At 70.9% G+C, this 16,016-nt stretch carries 10 protein-coding genes and 2 rRNA genes (1 of these 12 only partly in view); 3 read left to right on the top strand and 9 right to left on the bottom strand.

Going from position 1 to position 16,016, the window contains the following annotated elements; translation table 11 throughout:
- Nucleotides 1-3 precede the first annotated feature (3 nt).
- The 3 genes from FHX31_RS04430 to FHX31_RS04420 all read right to left on the bottom strand — a co-directional run bounded on the left by FHX31_RS04430 (nucleotide 4) and on the right by FHX31_RS04420 (nucleotide 5,997).
- The gene (locus FHX31_RS04430) at nucleotides 4-711 is read right to left on the bottom strand and encodes a lysophospholipid acyltransferase family protein (protein WP_013288019.1); all 708 of its coding nucleotides are present in this window, start codon (nucleotides 709-711) and stop codon (nucleotides 4-6) included.
- Nucleotides 712-868: 157 nt separating this feature from the next.
- Nucleotides 869-4,039: an isoleucine--tRNA ligase gene (ileS, locus tag FHX31_RS04425; RefSeq protein ID WP_184975172.1), complete on the bottom strand. Its 3,171-nt coding sequence runs from the start codon at nucleotides 4,037-4,039 to the stop codon at nucleotides 869-871.
- Nucleotides 4,040-4,437: 398 nt separating this feature from the next.
- Entirely contained in the window at nucleotides 4,438-5,997 is a 1,560-nt protein-coding gene (locus tag FHX31_RS04420) for an alkaline phosphatase D family protein (protein WP_013475498.1), read from the bottom strand.
- Between the two features lie 195 nt (nucleotides 5,998-6,192).
- Between FHX31_RS04420 and FHX31_RS04415 the strand changes: the two genes are divergently transcribed.
- Nucleotides 6,193-6,633: a carboxymuconolactone decarboxylase family protein gene (locus FHX31_RS04415; RefSeq protein ID WP_013288022.1), complete on the top strand. Its 441-nt coding sequence runs from the start codon at nucleotides 6,193-6,195 to the stop codon at nucleotides 6,631-6,633.
- A 60-nt stretch (nucleotides 6,634-6,693) separates the two neighbouring features.
- Here the strand turns inward: FHX31_RS04415 and ndk are convergent, their stop codons facing one another.
- Nucleotides 6,694-7,119, bottom strand: a complete 426-nt coding sequence (gene ndk / locus FHX31_RS04410; RefSeq protein WP_013475497.1) for a nucleoside-diphosphate kinase — start codon at nucleotides 7,117-7,119, stop codon at nucleotides 6,694-6,696.
- 145 nt (nucleotides 7,120-7,264) lie between these two features.
- On the opposite strand from ndk, the gene FHX31_RS04405 reads away from it, so the two are divergent.
- Nucleotides 7,265-8,644, top strand: a complete 1,380-nt coding sequence (locus FHX31_RS04405) for a VOC family protein (RefSeq protein ID WP_184975169.1) — start codon at nucleotides 7,265-7,267, stop codon at nucleotides 8,642-8,644.
- Between the two features lie 72 nt (nucleotides 8,645-8,716).
- On the opposite strand, the gene FHX31_RS04400 is transcribed toward FHX31_RS04405, so the two are convergent.
- The 3 genes from FHX31_RS04400 to FHX31_RS04390 form a co-directional block, all read right to left on the bottom strand.
- Nucleotides 8,717-9,286, bottom strand: coding sequence for a DUF4233 domain-containing protein (locus FHX31_RS04400; RefSeq protein ID WP_387033571.1), 570 nt, complete (start codon nucleotides 9,284-9,286; stop codon nucleotides 8,717-8,719).
- The gene (locus tag FHX31_RS04395; protein ID WP_221488380.1) at nucleotides 9,283-10,554 is read right to left on the bottom strand and encodes a bifunctional folylpolyglutamate synthase/dihydrofolate synthase; all 1,272 of its coding nucleotides are present in this window, start codon (nucleotides 10,552-10,554) and stop codon (nucleotides 9,283-9,285) included. Before FHX31_RS04395 ends, FHX31_RS04400 begins: the two co-directional genes overlap by 4 nt.
- A 68-nt stretch (nucleotides 10,555-10,622) precedes the next feature.
- On the bottom strand, nucleotides 10,623-13,241 hold the full coding sequence (locus tag FHX31_RS04390; protein ID WP_013475493.1) for a valine--tRNA ligase: 2,619 nt from the start codon (nucleotides 13,239-13,241) through the stop codon (nucleotides 10,623-10,625).
- 69 nt (nucleotides 13,242-13,310) lie between these two features.
- On the opposite strand from FHX31_RS04390, the gene FHX31_RS04385 reads away from it, so the two are divergent.
- On the top strand, nucleotides 13,311-13,988 hold the full coding sequence (locus FHX31_RS04385) for a hypothetical protein (protein ID WP_184975163.1): 678 nt from the start codon (nucleotides 13,311-13,313) through the stop codon (nucleotides 13,986-13,988).
- Nucleotides 13,989-14,664: 676 nt separating this feature from the next.
- Here FHX31_RS04385 and rrf read toward each other — a convergent pair.
- Together rrf and FHX31_RS04375 are read right to left on the bottom strand one after the other, a co-directional pair.
- Nucleotides 14,665-14,781: ribosomal RNA gene (gene rrf, locus FHX31_RS04380) — 5S ribosomal RNA — on the bottom strand.
- A gap of 75 nt (nucleotides 14,782-14,856) precedes the next feature.
- Nucleotides 14,857-16,016 (bottom strand): 23S ribosomal RNA (locus FHX31_RS04375) (it continues 1,950 nt past the right edge of the window).

The raw sequence follows: 16,016 nt of genomic DNA, 5'->3' as shown, positions 1-16,016 counted from the left end.
CGCTCAGGCGGTCTGCTCGCCGCCGGCCTGGTCGCCTGCGGTCTGGTCGGCGCGCTTCGGGGCGTAGCGCGGGACGTACTCCTGGCCGCTGAGCTTCTGGATCTCGGCCATCATCTCGTCGGTCATCGCGCGCAGCGAGGTGCGGTCGTCGGGGCGGCCGGTGAAGTCCAGCGGCTTGCCGAACTTGATGGTGATCTTGGCGCGGCCCGGTCGCGGGATCCGCGTACCGATCGGCTGGGCCTTGTCGGTGCCGGTCACGCCGACCGGGATGATCGGCACGCCGGCGGCGATCGCCAGCCGGACGGTGCCGGTGCGCCCGCGGTAGAGACGCCCGTCCGGGGAGCGGGTGCCCTCCGGGTAGACGGCGACCAGGTCACCGGCCTTGAGCACCGGGATCGCCGCGTCGAACGCGGTCAGCGCGGCCCGGCCGCCGGCCCGCTCGACCGGGATCGCGCCCAGCCCGGTGAGCACGAACTTGGAGAAGCCGCCCTTGAGCCCGGTGCCCTTGAAGTACTCCGACTTGGCCCAGAACGCCAGGTGGCGGGGCACCACGGTGCCGAGGAGCAGTTCGTCGGCGACGGAGAGGTGGTTGCTGGCGAAGATCGCGCCGCCGGTCGCCGGGATGTGCTCCAAACCCTCCACGTGCGGACGGAAGGCCAACCGGAGCGCGGGCGCCACGGTGAGCTTGCCGATGGTGTAGAGCAGGGGCACGGGTCCTCCGGCGGTCGTACGTGAAACAGGCGCTGTCACGGTAGCCGACGCGGCCGTCCGCCACCGAGCGGGTGGTCCGCAGTCCACTCGCTGGGTGCGGGTGTTAAGCAGGGGCCCCTCCTCTACCTGAGGCGTTAAGAAGGGCCCCCGCCTTACATCACACCTTGCGGACCGTCACTGTCACGCGCTCGCCCTCGCCGGCCTCGCCGTCGAAGCCGTCGAGGCCCTCGGCGAAGTCGATGCTGTCGGCGAGCACCTCCCGGGCCACGAACCCGGTGTACGCGGCGACGGCCGCGCGCACCTCCTCCGAGGCGGAGACGGCCACCGTGATCCGGTCCGACACGTCGAGGTCGGCCTCCCGGCGGGCCTGCTGCACGACCCGGACCACGTCCCGGGCCAGCCCTTCGGCTGCGAGTTCCGGCGTGACCTCGGTGTCCAGCACGACCACTCCCTCACCGCCGGGCAGCGGCGCGGAGTGCTCGGCGTCGGCGGCGACCAGGCGCAGCTCGTACTCGCCCTCGGCGAGCGTGACCCCGGCGGCGACCGGGGCGCCGTCGCGCAGCTCCCACTCCCCCGCCTTGACCGCCTTGATGACCTGCTGGACGGCCTTGCCGACGCGCGGGCCGAGCGCCCGCGGCACCACGGTGAGCACCTGCTGGCAGTACGCGGACACCTCGTCGGTGAGCACGACCTCCTTGACGTTCACCTCGTCGGCGACCAGGTCGGCGAAGGGCCGCAGCTGGGCGGCGACGGGCGACGCCACTGTGAGCTTCGCCAGCGGCAGCCGTACCCGCAGGCCCTTGGCCTTGCGCAGCGACAGCGCCGCCGAGGCGACCGCCCGGACGTTGTCCATCGCGGAGACCAGCTCGTGGTCGGCCGGGAACTCCTCCGCCTGCGGCCAGTCGGTCAAGTGCACCGACCGCTCGCCGGTCAGCCCGCGCCAGATCTCCTCGGCGGTCAGCGGCGCCAGCGGCGCCACCACCCGGCAGAGCGTCTCCAGCACGGTCCAGAGCGTGTCGAACGCGTCCGCGTCGCCGGCCCAGAACCGGTCCCGGGACCGGCGCACGTACCAGTTCGTCAGCGCGTCCAGGTAGGACCGCACGGTGGCGCACGCGCCGGAGATGTCGTACGCGTCCATCTGCGCGCCGACGGTCGCCACCAGCTCGTTCGTCTTCGCCAGCACGTACCGGTCGAGCACGTTCGTGGAGTCGGTACGACGACGCGCGGTGTGGCCGTCGGCGTTGGCGTACAGCGAGAAGAAGTACCAGACGTTCCACAGCGGCAGCAGCACCTGGCGCACCGCGTCCCGGATGCCCGACTCGGTGACCGCCATGTCGCCGCCGCGCAGCACCGGCGAGGACATCAGCATCCACCGCATCGCGTCCGACCCGTAGGAGTCGAACACGTGGTAGACGTCCGGGTAGTTGCGCAGGCTCTTGGACATCTTGCGCCCGTCCGAGCCGAGCAGGATGCCGTGGCTCAGGCAGTTGCGGAACGCCGGCCTGTCGAACAGCGCGGTGGCCAGCACGTGCATGGTGTAGAACCAGCCGCGGGTCTGCCCGATGTACTCGACGATGAAGTCACCCGGGTAGTGGTGCTCGAACCACTCGCGGTTCTCGAACGGGTAGTGCACCTGGGCGAACGGCATCGAGCCGGACTCGAACCAGCAGTCCAGCACCTCCGGCACCCGGCGCATCATCGACTTGCCCGTCGGGTCGTCCGGGTTGGGGCGGACCAGGTCGTCCACCGCCGGCCGGTGCAGGTCGGTCAGGCGTACGCCGAAGTCCCGCTCGATCTGCTCCAGCGAGCCGTACACGTCCACCCGCGGGAAGTTCGGGTCGTCGGACTTCCACACCGGGATCGGCGAGCCCCAGAACCGGTTCCGGCTGATCGACCAGTCCCGGGCGTTCGCCAGCCACTTGCCGAACGAGCCGTCCTTGATGTGCCCGGGGGTCCAGTTGATCTGCTGGTTCAGCTCGACCATCCGGTCCTTGAACGTCGACACGGCGACGAACCACGACGACACCGCCTTGTAGACCAGCGGGGTGTCGCAGCGCCAGCAGTGCGGGTAGGAGTGGGTGTAGGTGTCCTGCCGCAGCACCACCCCCCGCTCCTTCAGCTCCCGGATCACCGGCTTGTTCACGTCGAAAACCTGCTCGCCCTGGTACGGCGGCACCAGCGCGGTGAACCGGGTGTGGTCGTCCACCGTCACGACGGTGGGGATGCCGGCGGCGTTGCAGGTGTTCTGGTCGTCCTCACCGAAGGCGGGCGCCAGGTGGACGATCCCGGTGCCGTCCTCGGTGGTCACGAAGTCCGCGCCGAGCACCTGGTACGCGTTCGGGCCGGCCGGCTCGACGAGGAAGTCGTACAGCGGCGTGTAGCGGCGTCCGACCAGGTCGCGGCCGTACACGGTGCCGACCTGCTCGTACCCTTCCAGCTCCTTGGCGTACGCGCCGAGCCGCGCGGCGCCGACGACGTAGCGCTCACCACTGCGCTCGCTGTCGGGGGAGCCCCGGTGTTCCAGCAGCGCGTACTCGATGTCGGGGCCGACGGCGAGCGCCAGGTTCGACGGCAGCGTCCACGGCGTGGTCGTCCAGACGCCCAGCTTGACCGGCCCGCGCAGCGGCTCCGGCGCGTTCTCGTCGGCGGTCAGCTCGAACCAGACGGTGAGCGTCGGGTCGTGCCGGTCCCGGTAGACGTCGTCCATCCGGGTCTCGGTGTTCGACAGCGGCGTCTCGCACCGCCAGCAGTACGCGAGCACCCGGAAGCCCTCGTAGACCAGACCCTTGTCGTGCAGGGTCTTGAAGGCCCACATGACGCTTTCCATGTAGTCCAGATCGAGCGTCTTGTAGTCGTTGGCGAAGTCGACCCAGCGGGCCTGCCGGGTGACGTACCGCTCCCAGTCGTGGGTGAACTCCAGCACCGACGTGCGGCAGGCGTCGTTGAACCGGGCCACGCCGAGGTCGAGGATCTCCGCCTTGGTGGTGATGCCGAGCTGCTTCTCGGCCACCACCTCGGCGGGCAGGCCGTGGCAGTCCCAGCCGAACCGGCGCTCGACGTGCCTGCCACGCATGGTCTGGTAGCGCGGCACCACGTCCTTGACGTAGCCGGTGAACAGGTGGCCGTAGTGCGGCAGGCCGTTGGCGAACGGCGGGCCGTCGTAGAAGACGTACTCGTTCTCGCCGTCCCGGCCGGCGTCGCGGGCCTCGACTGACGCCTCGAAGGTCTTGTCGGCCGTCCAGTGCTCCAGCACCCGGCGCTCGACCGCGGGCAGGTCCGGGCTCGCCGGTACACCGGCGCCGGTCGGGTCGTGCAACGGATAGGCCATCGCCTGTCGCTCTCCCTCAGCAGCTCACTCGTCCGTGGTCTGCGAGGACGAGCCGAATCCGGTACGCCGTGACCGGCGCCCGGGTGTGGCCCGCGGTACCACCCCGCTTGGCGGCCGAGGTGCGACCGCCCGCTCGTTGGCCGGCTGTGACGGGCCGGTCCCGTCCGGTTCTACTGAGCCGGTGACCCGGCCGTTCTTCCGGAGGCTCGCCGGTGATGGCCGGGTCGTCGCCTGTGCCCGTCAAGCGTACTCGACCCCCCACCCACCGCGCCGCCGAGTATCACCCGCCCCGCCTCTCCCCGCCCCGCCCCTGCCCCGTCGATCATGAAGTTGACGGCCAGATCCGAGATCCACATCGCCGCCAACTTCATGATCAACGCATCCAGGGCGGGGTGGGGTCAGCGGGAGGTGGGGGCGGGGAGGGTGGTGGTCCAGAGGGAGGCGCCGGTGCGGTCGCGGAGGTGGACCGTGAGGGCCCGCGACGGGCCGTCGATGGTCACCTCGCCGAAGTGCTGGAAGCCCTCGGCCGGGGAGGTGTTCGCGCGCGGCGGGGCGTGCACGAACACCGCCTTCGGGCCGAACGTGCCGTCCAGCGCGTTCGGGCCGAACGCGCCGGCGTGCGCCGGGCCGGAGACGAACTCCCAGAACGGGCTGAAGTCCCGCACCGCGGCGCGCGCCGGGTCGTAGTGGTGGGCGGCGGTGTAGTGCACGTCGGCGGTGAGGAACACCAGCCCGGTCACCCCGGCCCGGTGCGAGGCGCGCAGCACCTCGGCGAACTCCAACTCCCGGCCGGCCGGCGCGCCGTGGTCGCCCTGCGCGACGCCCTCCTGCGCGGCGGAACCGTCCGGCACCACCAGGCCGATCGGCAGGTCGTTGGCGATCACCTTCCAGGTGGCCCGGGACGCGCGCAGCTCCCGGATCAGCCACTCCCGCTGCGCCTTGCCGAGCAGGCCCCGGTTGCGGTCGGCGTACGTGTTGCCGTCGTTGGGGTCCTTGTAGGTGCGCATGTCCAGCACGAACACGTCCAGCAGCGGCCCGTACGACAGCTTGCGGTACATCGGCCCGCCCGACGGCACCGGCAGCCACTCGTGGAACGCCTGCCGGGCCCGGGCGGCGAGCACGTCCACGCGCTTCTCGCCGTACCGCTCGTCGGTCAGGATCTCCCCCGGGTACCAGTTGTTCACCACCTCGTGGTCGTCCCACTGGTTGATCTGCGGCACCTGGGCGGCGAACGCCCGCAGGTGCTCGTCGAGCAGGTTGTACGCGAACTGCCCCCGGTACTCGGCGAGCGTCTCGGCCACCTTGCTCTTCTCCGGCGTCACCAGGTTGCGCCAGGTCCGGCCGTCGGGCAGGACCACGCTCTCGGTCAGCGGCCCGTCGGCGTACACGGTGTCGCCGCTGCACAGGAAGAAGTCCGGGCGGCGCTCCCGCATGGCCCGGAAGATCGCCAGGCCGTCGAAGTCAGGGCTGATCCCCCAGCCCTGCCCGACGATGTCGCCGGTCCACACGAACCGCACGTCACGCCGCTGGTGCCGCCCGGGGGCGGTGGCGAACGAACCGGTCAGCGGCTCGCTGCACAGGCCGTGCCGGTCCAGGCTCTCCACCCGTACCCGGTAGTGCAGCCGCTCCCCCGCGGGCAGGCCGCGCAGGCGGACCTTGCCGGTGAGGTCGCCGGTGGGGTCGACCACCGGGCCGCGCACCAGGCGGGCGCCGCGCAGGTCCGGCCGGCGGCTGACCTCGACCAGCATCCGGCCGGGCCGGTCCGCGCGGGTCCAGACCAGCGCCGAGTCGGCGGTCACGTCGCCGCTCTGCACGCCGTGGGTGAGCAGCGGCCGGCCGCTGCGCCGCAGGCCGGGTGCGGCGGGCGCGCCGGGCGCGCCGAGCAGCGCGCCGCCGGCGACTCCGGCACCGGCGACCAGGCCGGCGCGGAGCAGGGTACGTCGATCGAAGTGCGTCATGGGTTCTCCCGGTCTCGGCAGTGTCGCCAGCCGGTCTACCGGCCGCAGGTGGCCGGGAACTCCGGTCGAGGTGACCGGCACGTCAACGACTGCTGTCCAGCGCCCCGGCATGACCACCGTCACACCGCCGGGCCGTCACACCGCGCCCGCCGTGCCCCGTCCTGTGCGCGTACCCGAACCCTCAAGGAGGCGGCGATGAGCCGGATGGACATGGCGGCAGTGGCGCCCGAGGCGTACCAGGCCGTGCTGGGCCTGGAGAAGTACGTCCGGGCGAACGTGGACCACACCGTGCTGGAGCTGGTGAAGCTGCGGGCGTCGATGCGCAACGGCTGCGCGTTCTGCGTCGACATGCACAGCCGCGAGGCGCTGGCGGCCGGGGAGGACAGCCGCCGGCTGTTCGCTGTCGCGGCGTGGCGCGAGGCGCCGTTCTTCGACGAGCGGGAGCGGGCCGCACTGGCCCTCACCGACGCGGTGACCCGGCTCGGCGAGCACGGCGTGCCGGACGACGTCTGGGACGCCGCGGCGAAGGTGTGGTCGGAGAAGGAGCTGGCGGACCTGGTGATGGCGATCGCCACCATCAACGTGTGGAACCGCGTCGCGGTGACCTGCCGGACGCAGCCGCCGGCGCAGGTCTGATCGCTGACACACGACGGCCCCGGTCCCGCCAGGAGCGGGCCGGGGCCGTCGGCGCGTCGGTCAGGCCAGCTCGGGGAACCAGAGCGCGATCTCGCGCTTGGCGCTGTCCGCCGAGTCGGAGGCGTGCACCAGGTTCTCCCGGTTCGACAGCGACAGGTCACCGCGGATGGTGCCGGCGGCGGCCTTGCGGCCGTCGGTGCTGCCGATCATCGCGCGTACCACCTCGACCACCTGGTCGCCGGAGAGCACCAGCGCCACCAGCGGGCCGCTGGTCATGAACGTCTTCAGCGGCGGGTAGAACGGCTTGTCGACGTGCTCGGCGTAGTGCTGGTCGGCGAAGCCGCCGTCCATGGTCCGGCTCACCATCGCGTCGATCCGCAGGCCCTTGCGCTCGAAACGGGACAGGATCTCGCCCACCAGACCGCGGCGCACCGCGTCGGGCTTGATCAGTACGAGCGACCGCTCGTCCGGGCTGCTGCTGGACACGCTGGGTTCCTCCTGCGCACTCAAACGGGGTTCGGCTGGGTACGGTCAGCGTAGCGACCCGGTCCCGGCGCCGGCGCGGCGGCTGCGTCTTCCCTGGCCCGCCGCGGCGGCCTAGCCTGGCCCTGGAACCCCTGGGAGGTCCACTGTGGCGAATGGCGGGAACCGCACGATCGCGCCGGTACGCAAACTGATCGGCGCGGTGCTGGGCACCGTCGCCACCTTCGTGACCGTGTTCGGGCTCGGCATGACCAGCTGGGCCATCGTGGCCCTCGGCGTCGCGCTGCTGGTGCTGGCGATCGCCCTGGCCACGGTACGCGGCGGCGGCCGCACCTGGGTGATCGGCCTCGGGCACGTGCACAGCGCCTCCGAGCCGCCCACCCAGTACGCGTTCGGCCGGTGCGAGCTGCAACTGGTCATCGACGCGCCGGGGCTGCCGCCCCGCTCCAAGAAGATCATCGAGCCTCGGGTGCCGGTCGCCAAGTGGCCCTCGCTGGGCCAGGCGCTGCCGGTCCGGGTGGCGCTGGACGACCAGCGGCACGTACGCGTGCTCTGGGACGAGGTGCCCACGCACGCGGAGAGCGCCGCCGCGGTGGCCGACCTGCCGCCCGAGTACGCCGCCGAGCCGGACCCGCTGGACGAGCCGCTGATCGCGCAGGAGGCGCCGCCGTGGGCCGGGCGCGCGCCGGAGGACGACTTCCGCGACGACTACCCGCCGGCGCCGGACCCGTACCTGGACGACGTCCCGCCCCGGGCCGAGGAACGCGAGCCGGTGGTGCTGCACCAGAGCCCCGGCGGCCCGGTGGTGCTGGAGGGGCAGCTCGTCGAGCGTGCCGAGCGCGCGGCCGGCCCCGGCCCGCTCCCCCGCCGCGCCCCGGCCCCCCGCACGCCGGCCGAGGAGCCGGTCGACACCGTGCCGGTCGAGACCGTGTTCGTCGACTCCGGACCGGCCGACTCCGGACCGGCCGACTCCGGACGGTCCGACTCCGGACCGGCCGGATCCGGACCGGCCGACACCGTGCCCGACCCGATCGACGTGCCGCTGGACGACCCCTCGGACGCGCCGCGGCGCTCCGACGCGCCGCCGACCGCCGAGGAACTGGACGAGGCGATCTTCGGCCCGTCCGGCGCGGCCGAGCCGGACGAGCTGGCCAGCCCGATCAGCGGCGTCGGCATCACGCTGCTCGTCACCGACCTGGACCGGTCCCTCGACTTCTACCGGGAACTCGGCTTCGACGAGCTGGACCGGGGCGAGGGCAACGCCGTGCTCTCCTCCGGGCCGACCCGGCTGGTGCTGCGCCGGGTGACCGGCGCCGCCCCGATCAGCCGTCGCCTGGTGCACGTGAACCTGGAGGTGGACGACATCCAGGGGGCGTACGAGCGGTTGCGCGACTCCGGCGTCCGGTTCACGTACGCCCCGCGCGTCGTCAACCGCGGCACCAAGCTGGAGGTGTGGGCGGCTGCCTTCCGCGACCCCGACGGCCACGGCGTCGCGCTGACGCAGTGGCGCACGCTCGCCCAGGTGTAAGGAAGGGCCCCTTCTTAACGCCTCAGGTAGAGGAAGGGGCCCCTCTTAACACGCGCAACCGCGCGACGGCGCTCAGCCGAGGATGACCCGCCGCACGTGCAGCGCGTACGCCCACACCAGCGCGAACATCACACCCAGCGCGAACAGCGACCAGTGCAGCAGCCCGGAGAGCAGCAGCAGTCCCTGGATCACGGTGCCGGCGTGCCACGCCCACGGGCGGCGCATCATGCCGGCGAGCACCACACACGCGACCGCCAGCGCCACGATCGCGCCGATCGCCGCGCCGCTCAGGTCACCGCCGACCACCCGGATCGGCTGGATGGCCAGCAGCAGCACCAGCGCCTCCAGCGACATCGTGCCGGCGCCGAGTCCGCGCACTGCCTTGTCCGGGTTCCGCAGCCCGGACCGCCGCACGCCGCCCAGCGGCTCCGAGCCGCCCACCGGCTCCGAGCCGCCCACCGGCTCCGAGCCGCCTGCCTGCTCCGAACCGGCCGCCTGTTCCGGACCGACCGGCCGCTCAACGCCGCCCGCCTGCTCCGGACCGGACAGCTGCTCCGGCCCCGTCGCCTGCTCAGCGCCGGTCGGCCGCTCAGCGCCGGTCGGCCGCTCAGCCCCGGTCGGGCGCTGCTGCGGGCCGGTCATCGCTTGAGCAGCCGGCGGGCGTCGGCCACTGTCACCACCGATCCGGTGATCAGCACGCCCACCCCGGACAGTTCGCCCGGCACGTCCGACTCGGTCTCCGCCACTGCCGCCTCGATGGCGTCCGGCATGTCCCGGGCAACCTGCACCCGCTCCGGCCCGAAGATCTCCCGCGCCAGCGCGGCCAGCTCGTCCACCGGCATCGCCCGGGCCGAGCTGTTCTCCGCCACCACGATCGAGTCGAGCACCGGTTCGAGCAGTTCCAGCAGGCTCGCCGCGTCCTTGTCGCCGAGCACCGCCAGCACGCCGACGAGCTTGCTGAACGCGAACTCCTCCTGCACGGCGGCGACCGTCGCGGCCATCCCGTGCGGGTTGTGCGCGCCGTCGAGCAGCACCGTCGGGGCGCTACGCACCCGCTCCAGCCGGCCCGGCGAACTGGTCGCGGCGAATCCCTCACGGACCGCCTCGATGTCGAGCTGCCGCCGGGCGCCGGCACCGAGGAACGCCTCCACGGCTGCCAGCGCGACCGCCGCGTTCTGCGCCTGGTGCGCGCCGTGCAGCGGGATGAAGATCTCCTCGTACACCCCGCCCAGGCCCTGGATGGTCAGCACCTGGCCGCCGACCGCGACCGCGCGGCGCAGCACGCCGAACTCGGCGCCCTCGCGCGCGACGGTGGCGTTGACCTCGGCGCAGCGTTCCAGGATCGGTCGGGCCGCCTCCTCCTCCTGCGCCGCCGCGATCACGGTGGCGCCGGGGTGGATGATGCCCGCCTTGTGCAGCGCGATGTCCTCGATCGTGTCGCCGAGCCACTCGGTGTGGTCCAGCCCGATCGGGGTGATCACGGCGACGCCGGCCTGGATCACGTTCGTCGCGTCCTCCGCGCCGCCGAGCCCGACCTCCACCACCGCCACGTCGACCGGGGCGTCGGCGAACGTGGCGAACGCCAGCGCCGTGGTCATGTCGAAGTACGTCAGCGGCTCGGCGAACCGCTGGTCGACCAGCTCGGCCAGCGGCGCGATCTCACGGTACGTGGACACGAACCGCTCCTCGCCCACCGGCTCGCCGTCCAGGCTGATCCGCTCCCGGACGGTCTCCAGGTGCGGGCTGGTGTAGCGGCCGGTGTGCAGCCCGAACGCCCGCAGCAGCGAGTCGATCATCCGGGCCGTCGAGGTCTTGCCGTTGGTGCCGGTCAGGTGGATCGACGGGTACGCCCGCTGCGGGCTGCCCAGCAGGTCGAGCAGAGTCTCGATCTTCTCCAGCTCGAAGTGCATCCGGGTGAAGCCGCGCGCGTTGAGCGCGGCCTCCACCTCGGCGAACGCGGTGCGGTCGGTGCGGTCACTCACGAGGGCAACGCCTCCAGGGCGGCGTCGATCCGGACCAGATCCGCCTCGGCCACCGCCAGCCGTTCGCGGATCTTCGCCACCACCGGCTCGGGCGCCTTGCCGACGAACGCCGGGTTGTCCAGCTTCGCCCGCGCCTGGGTGGCCTCCTTCTCGGCCGCCGCCCGGTCCTTGGTGAGCCGGGCGCGCTCGGCGGCCACGTCGATCGAGCCGCGGGTGTCGAGCGCGACGCTCACCGCGCCGGGCATGGCCAGCGTGGCGCCGGCCTGGAAGTCGTCGCCGGGCGCGTCGAGCCGGGCCAGCGAGCGCACCAGCGGCTCGTGCGCCGCGATGCCCGCGCCGGCCAGGCCGTCGAGGCGCGCGGCGACCCGCTGGGTCGGCCGCAGCCCCTGGTCCGACCGGAACCGCCGGACCTCGGTCACCACCCGCTGGAGGGTGCCGACTTCGCCCTCCGCGGCGTCGTCGATCAGGGTACGGTCGGCGACCGGCCAGGACGCCGTCAGTACGGTCTCGCCGCCGCTCAGCGCGGCCCACAGCTCGTCGGTGACGAACGGGATGACCGGGTGGAGCAGCCGCAGGAGCTGGTCCAGCACGTGGCCCAGCACGCGGCGGGTGGCGTCGGCGGCGGGGCCACCCTCGGCCAGCACCGGCTTGCTCAGCTCCACGTACCAGTCGCAGACGTCGTCCCACGCGAAGTGGTAGAGCAGGTCGCAGACCTTCGCGAACTCGTACGCCTCGAACTGCTCGTCGACCTCGGCGGTGACGTGCGCCAGCCGGGACAGGATCCACCTGTCGACGGTGGAGAGGTCACCGGCGGCCGGCAGCGGTCCGTCGGTGTGCGCGCCGTTGAGCAGCGCGAACCGGGTGGCGTTCCAGAGCTTGTTGCAGAAGTTGCGGGAGCCCTGGCACCACTCCTCGCTGACCGGCACGTCCTGGCCGGGGTTGGCGCCCCGGGCCAGCGTGAACCGGGTGGCGTCGGCGCCGAACCGGTCGATCCAGTCCAGCGGGTCGACCACGTTGCCGAACGACTTCGACATCTTCTTGCCGTGCTCGTCGCGGACCATGCCGTGCAGCGCCACCACGTCGAACGGCTGCACGCCGTCCATCGCGTACAGGCCGAACATCATCATCCGGGCGACCCAGAAGAACAGGATGTCGTAGCCGGTGACCAGCACGCTGGTCGGGTAGAACTTCGCCAGGTCCGGGGTGCGCTCGGGCCAGCCGAGCGTGGAGAACGGCCACAGCCCGCTGGAGAACCAGGTGTCCAGTACGTCCTCGTCCTGCCGCCAGCCCTCGCCGGACGGCGGCTCCTCGTCCGGGCCGACGCAGACGATCTCGCCGTCCGGGCCGTACCAGACGGGGATGCGGTGGCCCCACCACAGCTGGCGGGAGATGCACCAGTCGTGCATGTTGTCGACCCAGGCGAAGTAACGCTTGGCCAGCTCGGCCGGCTCGATCTTCACCCGGCCGTCGCGCACCGCGTCACCTGCGGCCTTCGCGAGCGGGGCGGTGTTGACGAACCACTGCAACGACAGGCGCGGCTCGACAGTCGTCTTGCACCGCGAGCAGTGCCCCACCGCGTGCAGGTACGGCCGCTTCTCGGCCACGATCCGGCCCTGCTCGCGCAGCGCCGCGACGATCGCCGGGCGGGCCTCGTACCGGTCCAGGCCCTGGAACGGGCCGGGCGCGGTGATGACGCCGCGCTCGTCCATGATCGTCAGCGACGGCAGGTCGTGCCGCTGGCCGATCTCGAAGTCGTTCGGGTCATGCGCCGGGGTCACCTTGACCATGCCGGTGCCGAAGCTCGGGTCGACGTGCTCGTCGGCGACGATCGGGATCCGCCGGTCGGTGAGCGGCAGCTCCACCTCGGTGCCGATCAGGTGCCGGTAGCGCTCGTCGTCCGGGTGCACCGCCACCGCGGTGTCGCCGAGCATGGTCTCCGCCCGGGTGGTCGCCACCACGACCTCGTCGCCGTAGCGGATCGAGACCAGCTCGCCCTCGTCGTCGGTGTGCTCCACCTCGATGTCGGACAGCGCGGTGAGGCAGCGCGGGCACCAGTTGATGATCCGGTTGGCCCGGTAGATCAGCCCGTCGTCGAAGAGCTTCTTGAACATGGTCTGCACGGCCCGGGACAGGCCCTCGTCCATGGTGAACCGCTCGCGGTCCCAGTCGACCGCGTCGCCCAGCCGGCGCATCTGGCCGAGGATCGCGCCGCCGGACTCGGCCTTCCACTGCCAGACCCGCTCGACGAACTTCTCCCGCCCGAGGTCGTGCCGGGACAGCCCCTCACCGGCGAGCTGCCGCTCGACCAGGTTCTGGGTGGCGATGCCGGCGTGGTCCATGCCCGGGAGCCAGAGCGCCTCGTAGCCCTGCATCTTCTTGCGCCGGGTGAGTGCGTCCATGAGCGTGTGCTCGAACGCGTGACCCATGTGCAGCGAGCCGGTGACGTTCGGCGGCGGGATGACGATGGTGAACGGCGGCTTCTCGCTGTCCGCCGACGCCCGGAAGTGCCCACCGGCTACCCACTGCTCGTACCGTCGCTGCTCTACCTCGCCGGGCTGGTACTGGCCGGCGAGGGTCGGGGCGTCGGGGCGGCGGGCATCCAGTCTCTCGGTCACCCTGAAAGTCTACGGAGCGCTTTCGGGGACCCGACGTGCACCACCTGTGATTCGCGTACGGTGGCGGTCATGTCCGACGCGCATCTCACCGAGCGCCCGGTCGACGGGGGTTCCGATCCGTTCGAGCTGACCGAAGAGCCGATCGAGCTGAGCCGCCGCGATCCCGCGCAGGAGCCCGAACGCCGTCCCGTCTCCCGACGCCGGAAGATCGTCATGGCCGCTCTCCTCGCGGCCGGGCTCGCCGGCGCGGGGGCGCTCGGGCTGGGCGGCTGGCAGGTGCTCCAGCAGAAGGACACGACTCTCGGCCAGCCGGCCGAGGTGGCCGGGCTGGTACGCGACGACAGCGAGCGGGCCCGCAGCACCGCCGACTACCTGCGCGACGGACTGGCCGCGGACATTGAGCTGGACCGCGGCTACGGCGCCGTCTACTCCGACGGCGGGGACGCCAAGCGTTCGGTGCTGCTGTTCGGCGGCACCACGCTGCTCTGGCAGCCCGAGCGTGACCTGGACACCCTGTTCGGCCTGATGGCCGACGAGACAGGCCGGGTGGCAGGGCTGCGCGAGGTGGACGCGGGCCGCCTGGGCGGCGTGATGAAGTGCGGTACGACGAGCGGCGACGGTGGCGACTTCGCGGTGTGCGGGTGGGCCGACCACGGCAGCGTCGTGATGGGCATGTTCCCGGGCCGCCGGGTCGACGACGCCGCGGCCCTGTTCCGCGACATCCGCGAGTCCGTCCAGAGCCGCTGACCCGCGACCTCGGCGCTCACTCGTCCACGCCGGTACGGCGAGGTGCCCACACACGCCCTGCCCCGTCCCCGCCACGTCGCGGTGTCGGCGACCCCCTGTCCCCTCCCATGCCACCAGTTCCGGGCCAATGGCTCCCAGCCCTCCCTGTCCCCCGGGGGATGACCTGATGCCGGGCAGTCCCGTTGTCGCCACTTCGGGGAAGTGGTGGGCCGGTTCGCCAGTTCGGGGTAGTGGCTGGATCCGGGGTATTCCGTTGCCGCCACTTCGGCGTAGTGCTGACCGGCACACCAGTTCGGCGAAGTGGCTAGGTCCGGGGTACTCCGTTGACGCCAGCTGGGGGAACCTGCTGCTGGTTCGCCATCTCGGCGAGGTAGCCGGATGCCGGGCAGTCCGTCGCCGCCACTTCGGGGAAGTGGTGGGCCGGTTCGCCAGCTCGGGGAAGTGGCTGGATCCGGGGCACCTCACCACCGCTACTTCGGGGAAGTGGCGGCCTGGTTCGGCGTTTCCGGGAAGTAGCGGGCGGTACGGCTAGCCGGTGCAGTGCGGGCAACGGGGTGGGCAGTCCATCGCTCACGCGCGTCCGGGGCCGGCTTTGCGGCCGGTCTGGTGGTGTTTTTCCGGGGGGCAACGCAATTCAGGGCCACCCCGCGTGGGGGTGGCCCTGAATTGGAAGATTGTCCGGCGGTGTCCTACTCTCCCACACCCTCCCGAGTGCAGTACCATCGGCGCTGGAGGGCTTAGCTTCCGGGTTCGGAATGTGACCGGGCGTTTCCCCTCCGCCATGACCGCCGTAACTCTATGAACATGTCAACCAACCCTGATGGGTGGTGGTTTGTTCAGAGTTGCACAGTGGACGCGTAGCAGCTTAGTAGTCAAGTCCTCGGCCTATTAGTACCGGTCAACTGAACCCGTTACCGGGCTTACATTTCCGGCCTATCAACCCAGTCGTCTAGCTGGGGGCCTTACCCCACAAATGTGGGTGGGATACCTCATCTTGAAGCGAGCTTCCCGCTTAGATGCTTTCAGCGGTTATCCCTTCCGAACGTAGCTAACCAGCCGTGCCCCTGGCGGGACAACTGGCACACCAGAGGTTCGTCCGTCCCGGTCCTCTCGTACTAGGGACAGCCCTTCTCAAGTATCCTACGCGCACGGCGGATAGGGACCGAACTGTCTCACGACGTTCTAAACCCAGCTCGCGTACCGCTTTAATGGGCGAACAGCCCAACCCTTGGGACCTGCTACAGCCCCAGGATGCGACGAGCCGACATCGAGGTGCCAAACCATCCCGTCGATATGGACTCTTGGGGAAGATCAGCCTGTTATCCCCGGGGTACCTTTTATCCGTTGAGCGACACCGCTTCCACATGCCAGTGCCGGATCACTAGTCCCGACTTTCGTCCCTGCTCGACCTGTCAGTCTCACAGTCAAGCTCCCTTGTGCACTTGCACTCAACACCTGATTGCCAACCAGGCTGAGGGAACCTTTGGGCGCCTCCGTTACCCTTTAGGAGGCAACCGCCCCAGTTAAACTACCCACCAGACACTGTCCCTGAACCGGATAACGGTCCGAAGTTAGATACCCAAATCAACCAGAGTGGTATTTCAAGATTGCCTCCACCCATACTGGCGTATGGACTTCACCGGCTCCCACCTATCCTACACAAGCTAATTCAGATACCAATGTCAAGCTATAGTAAAGGTCCCGGGGTCTTTCCGTCCTGCCGCGCGTAACGAGCATCTTTACTCGTAATGCAATTTCGCCGGGCCTGTGGTTGAGACAGTGGGGAAGTCGTTACGCCATTCGTGCAGGTCGGAACTTACCCGACAAGGAATTTCGCTACCTTAGGATGGTTATAGTTACCACCGCCGTTTACTGGCGCTTAAGTTCTCCGCTTCGCTCGTGAGAGCTAACAGGTCCCCTTAACGTTCCAGCACCGGGCAGGCGTCAGTCCATATACATCGAATTACTTCTTCGCATGGACCTGTGTTTTTAGTAAACAGTCGCTTCCCCCTGCTCTCTGCGGCCATA

The sequence above is a fragment of the Micromonospora sp. CNZ286 genome, from assembly GCF_014207755.1.
The sequence above is the reverse complement of the archived record's forward strand: the minus strand, read 5'-3'. Positions and strand labels throughout refer to the sequence as shown.

What these genes read in the sequence shown, in the direction of transcription:
- FHX31_RS04385 (WP_184975163.1), top strand. Translation starts at nt 13,311, where the DNA reads ATGTCCGACGCGCATCTCACCGAGCGCCCGGTCGACGGGGGTTCCGAT.
- FHX31_RS04420 (WP_013475498.1), bottom strand. Translation starts at nt 5,997, where the DNA reads ATGACGCACTTCGATCGACGTACCCTGCTCCGCGCCGGCCTGGTCGCC.
- ileS (WP_184975172.1), bottom strand. Translation starts at nt 4,039, where the DNA reads ATGGCCTATCCGTTGCACGACCCGACCGGCGCCGGTGTACCGGCGAGC.
- FHX31_RS04415 (WP_013288022.1), top strand. Translation starts at nt 6,193, where the DNA reads ATGAGCCGGATGGACATGGCGGCAGTGGCGCCCGAGGCGTACCAGGCC.
- FHX31_RS04395 (WP_221488380.1), bottom strand. Translation starts at nt 10,554, where the DNA reads ATGCACTTCGAGCTGGAGAAGATCGAGACTCTGCTCGACCTGCTGGGC.
- FHX31_RS04400 (WP_387033571.1), bottom strand. Translation starts at nt 9,286, where the DNA reads ATGACCGGCCCGCAGCAGCGCCCGACCGGGGCTGAGCGGCCGACCGGC.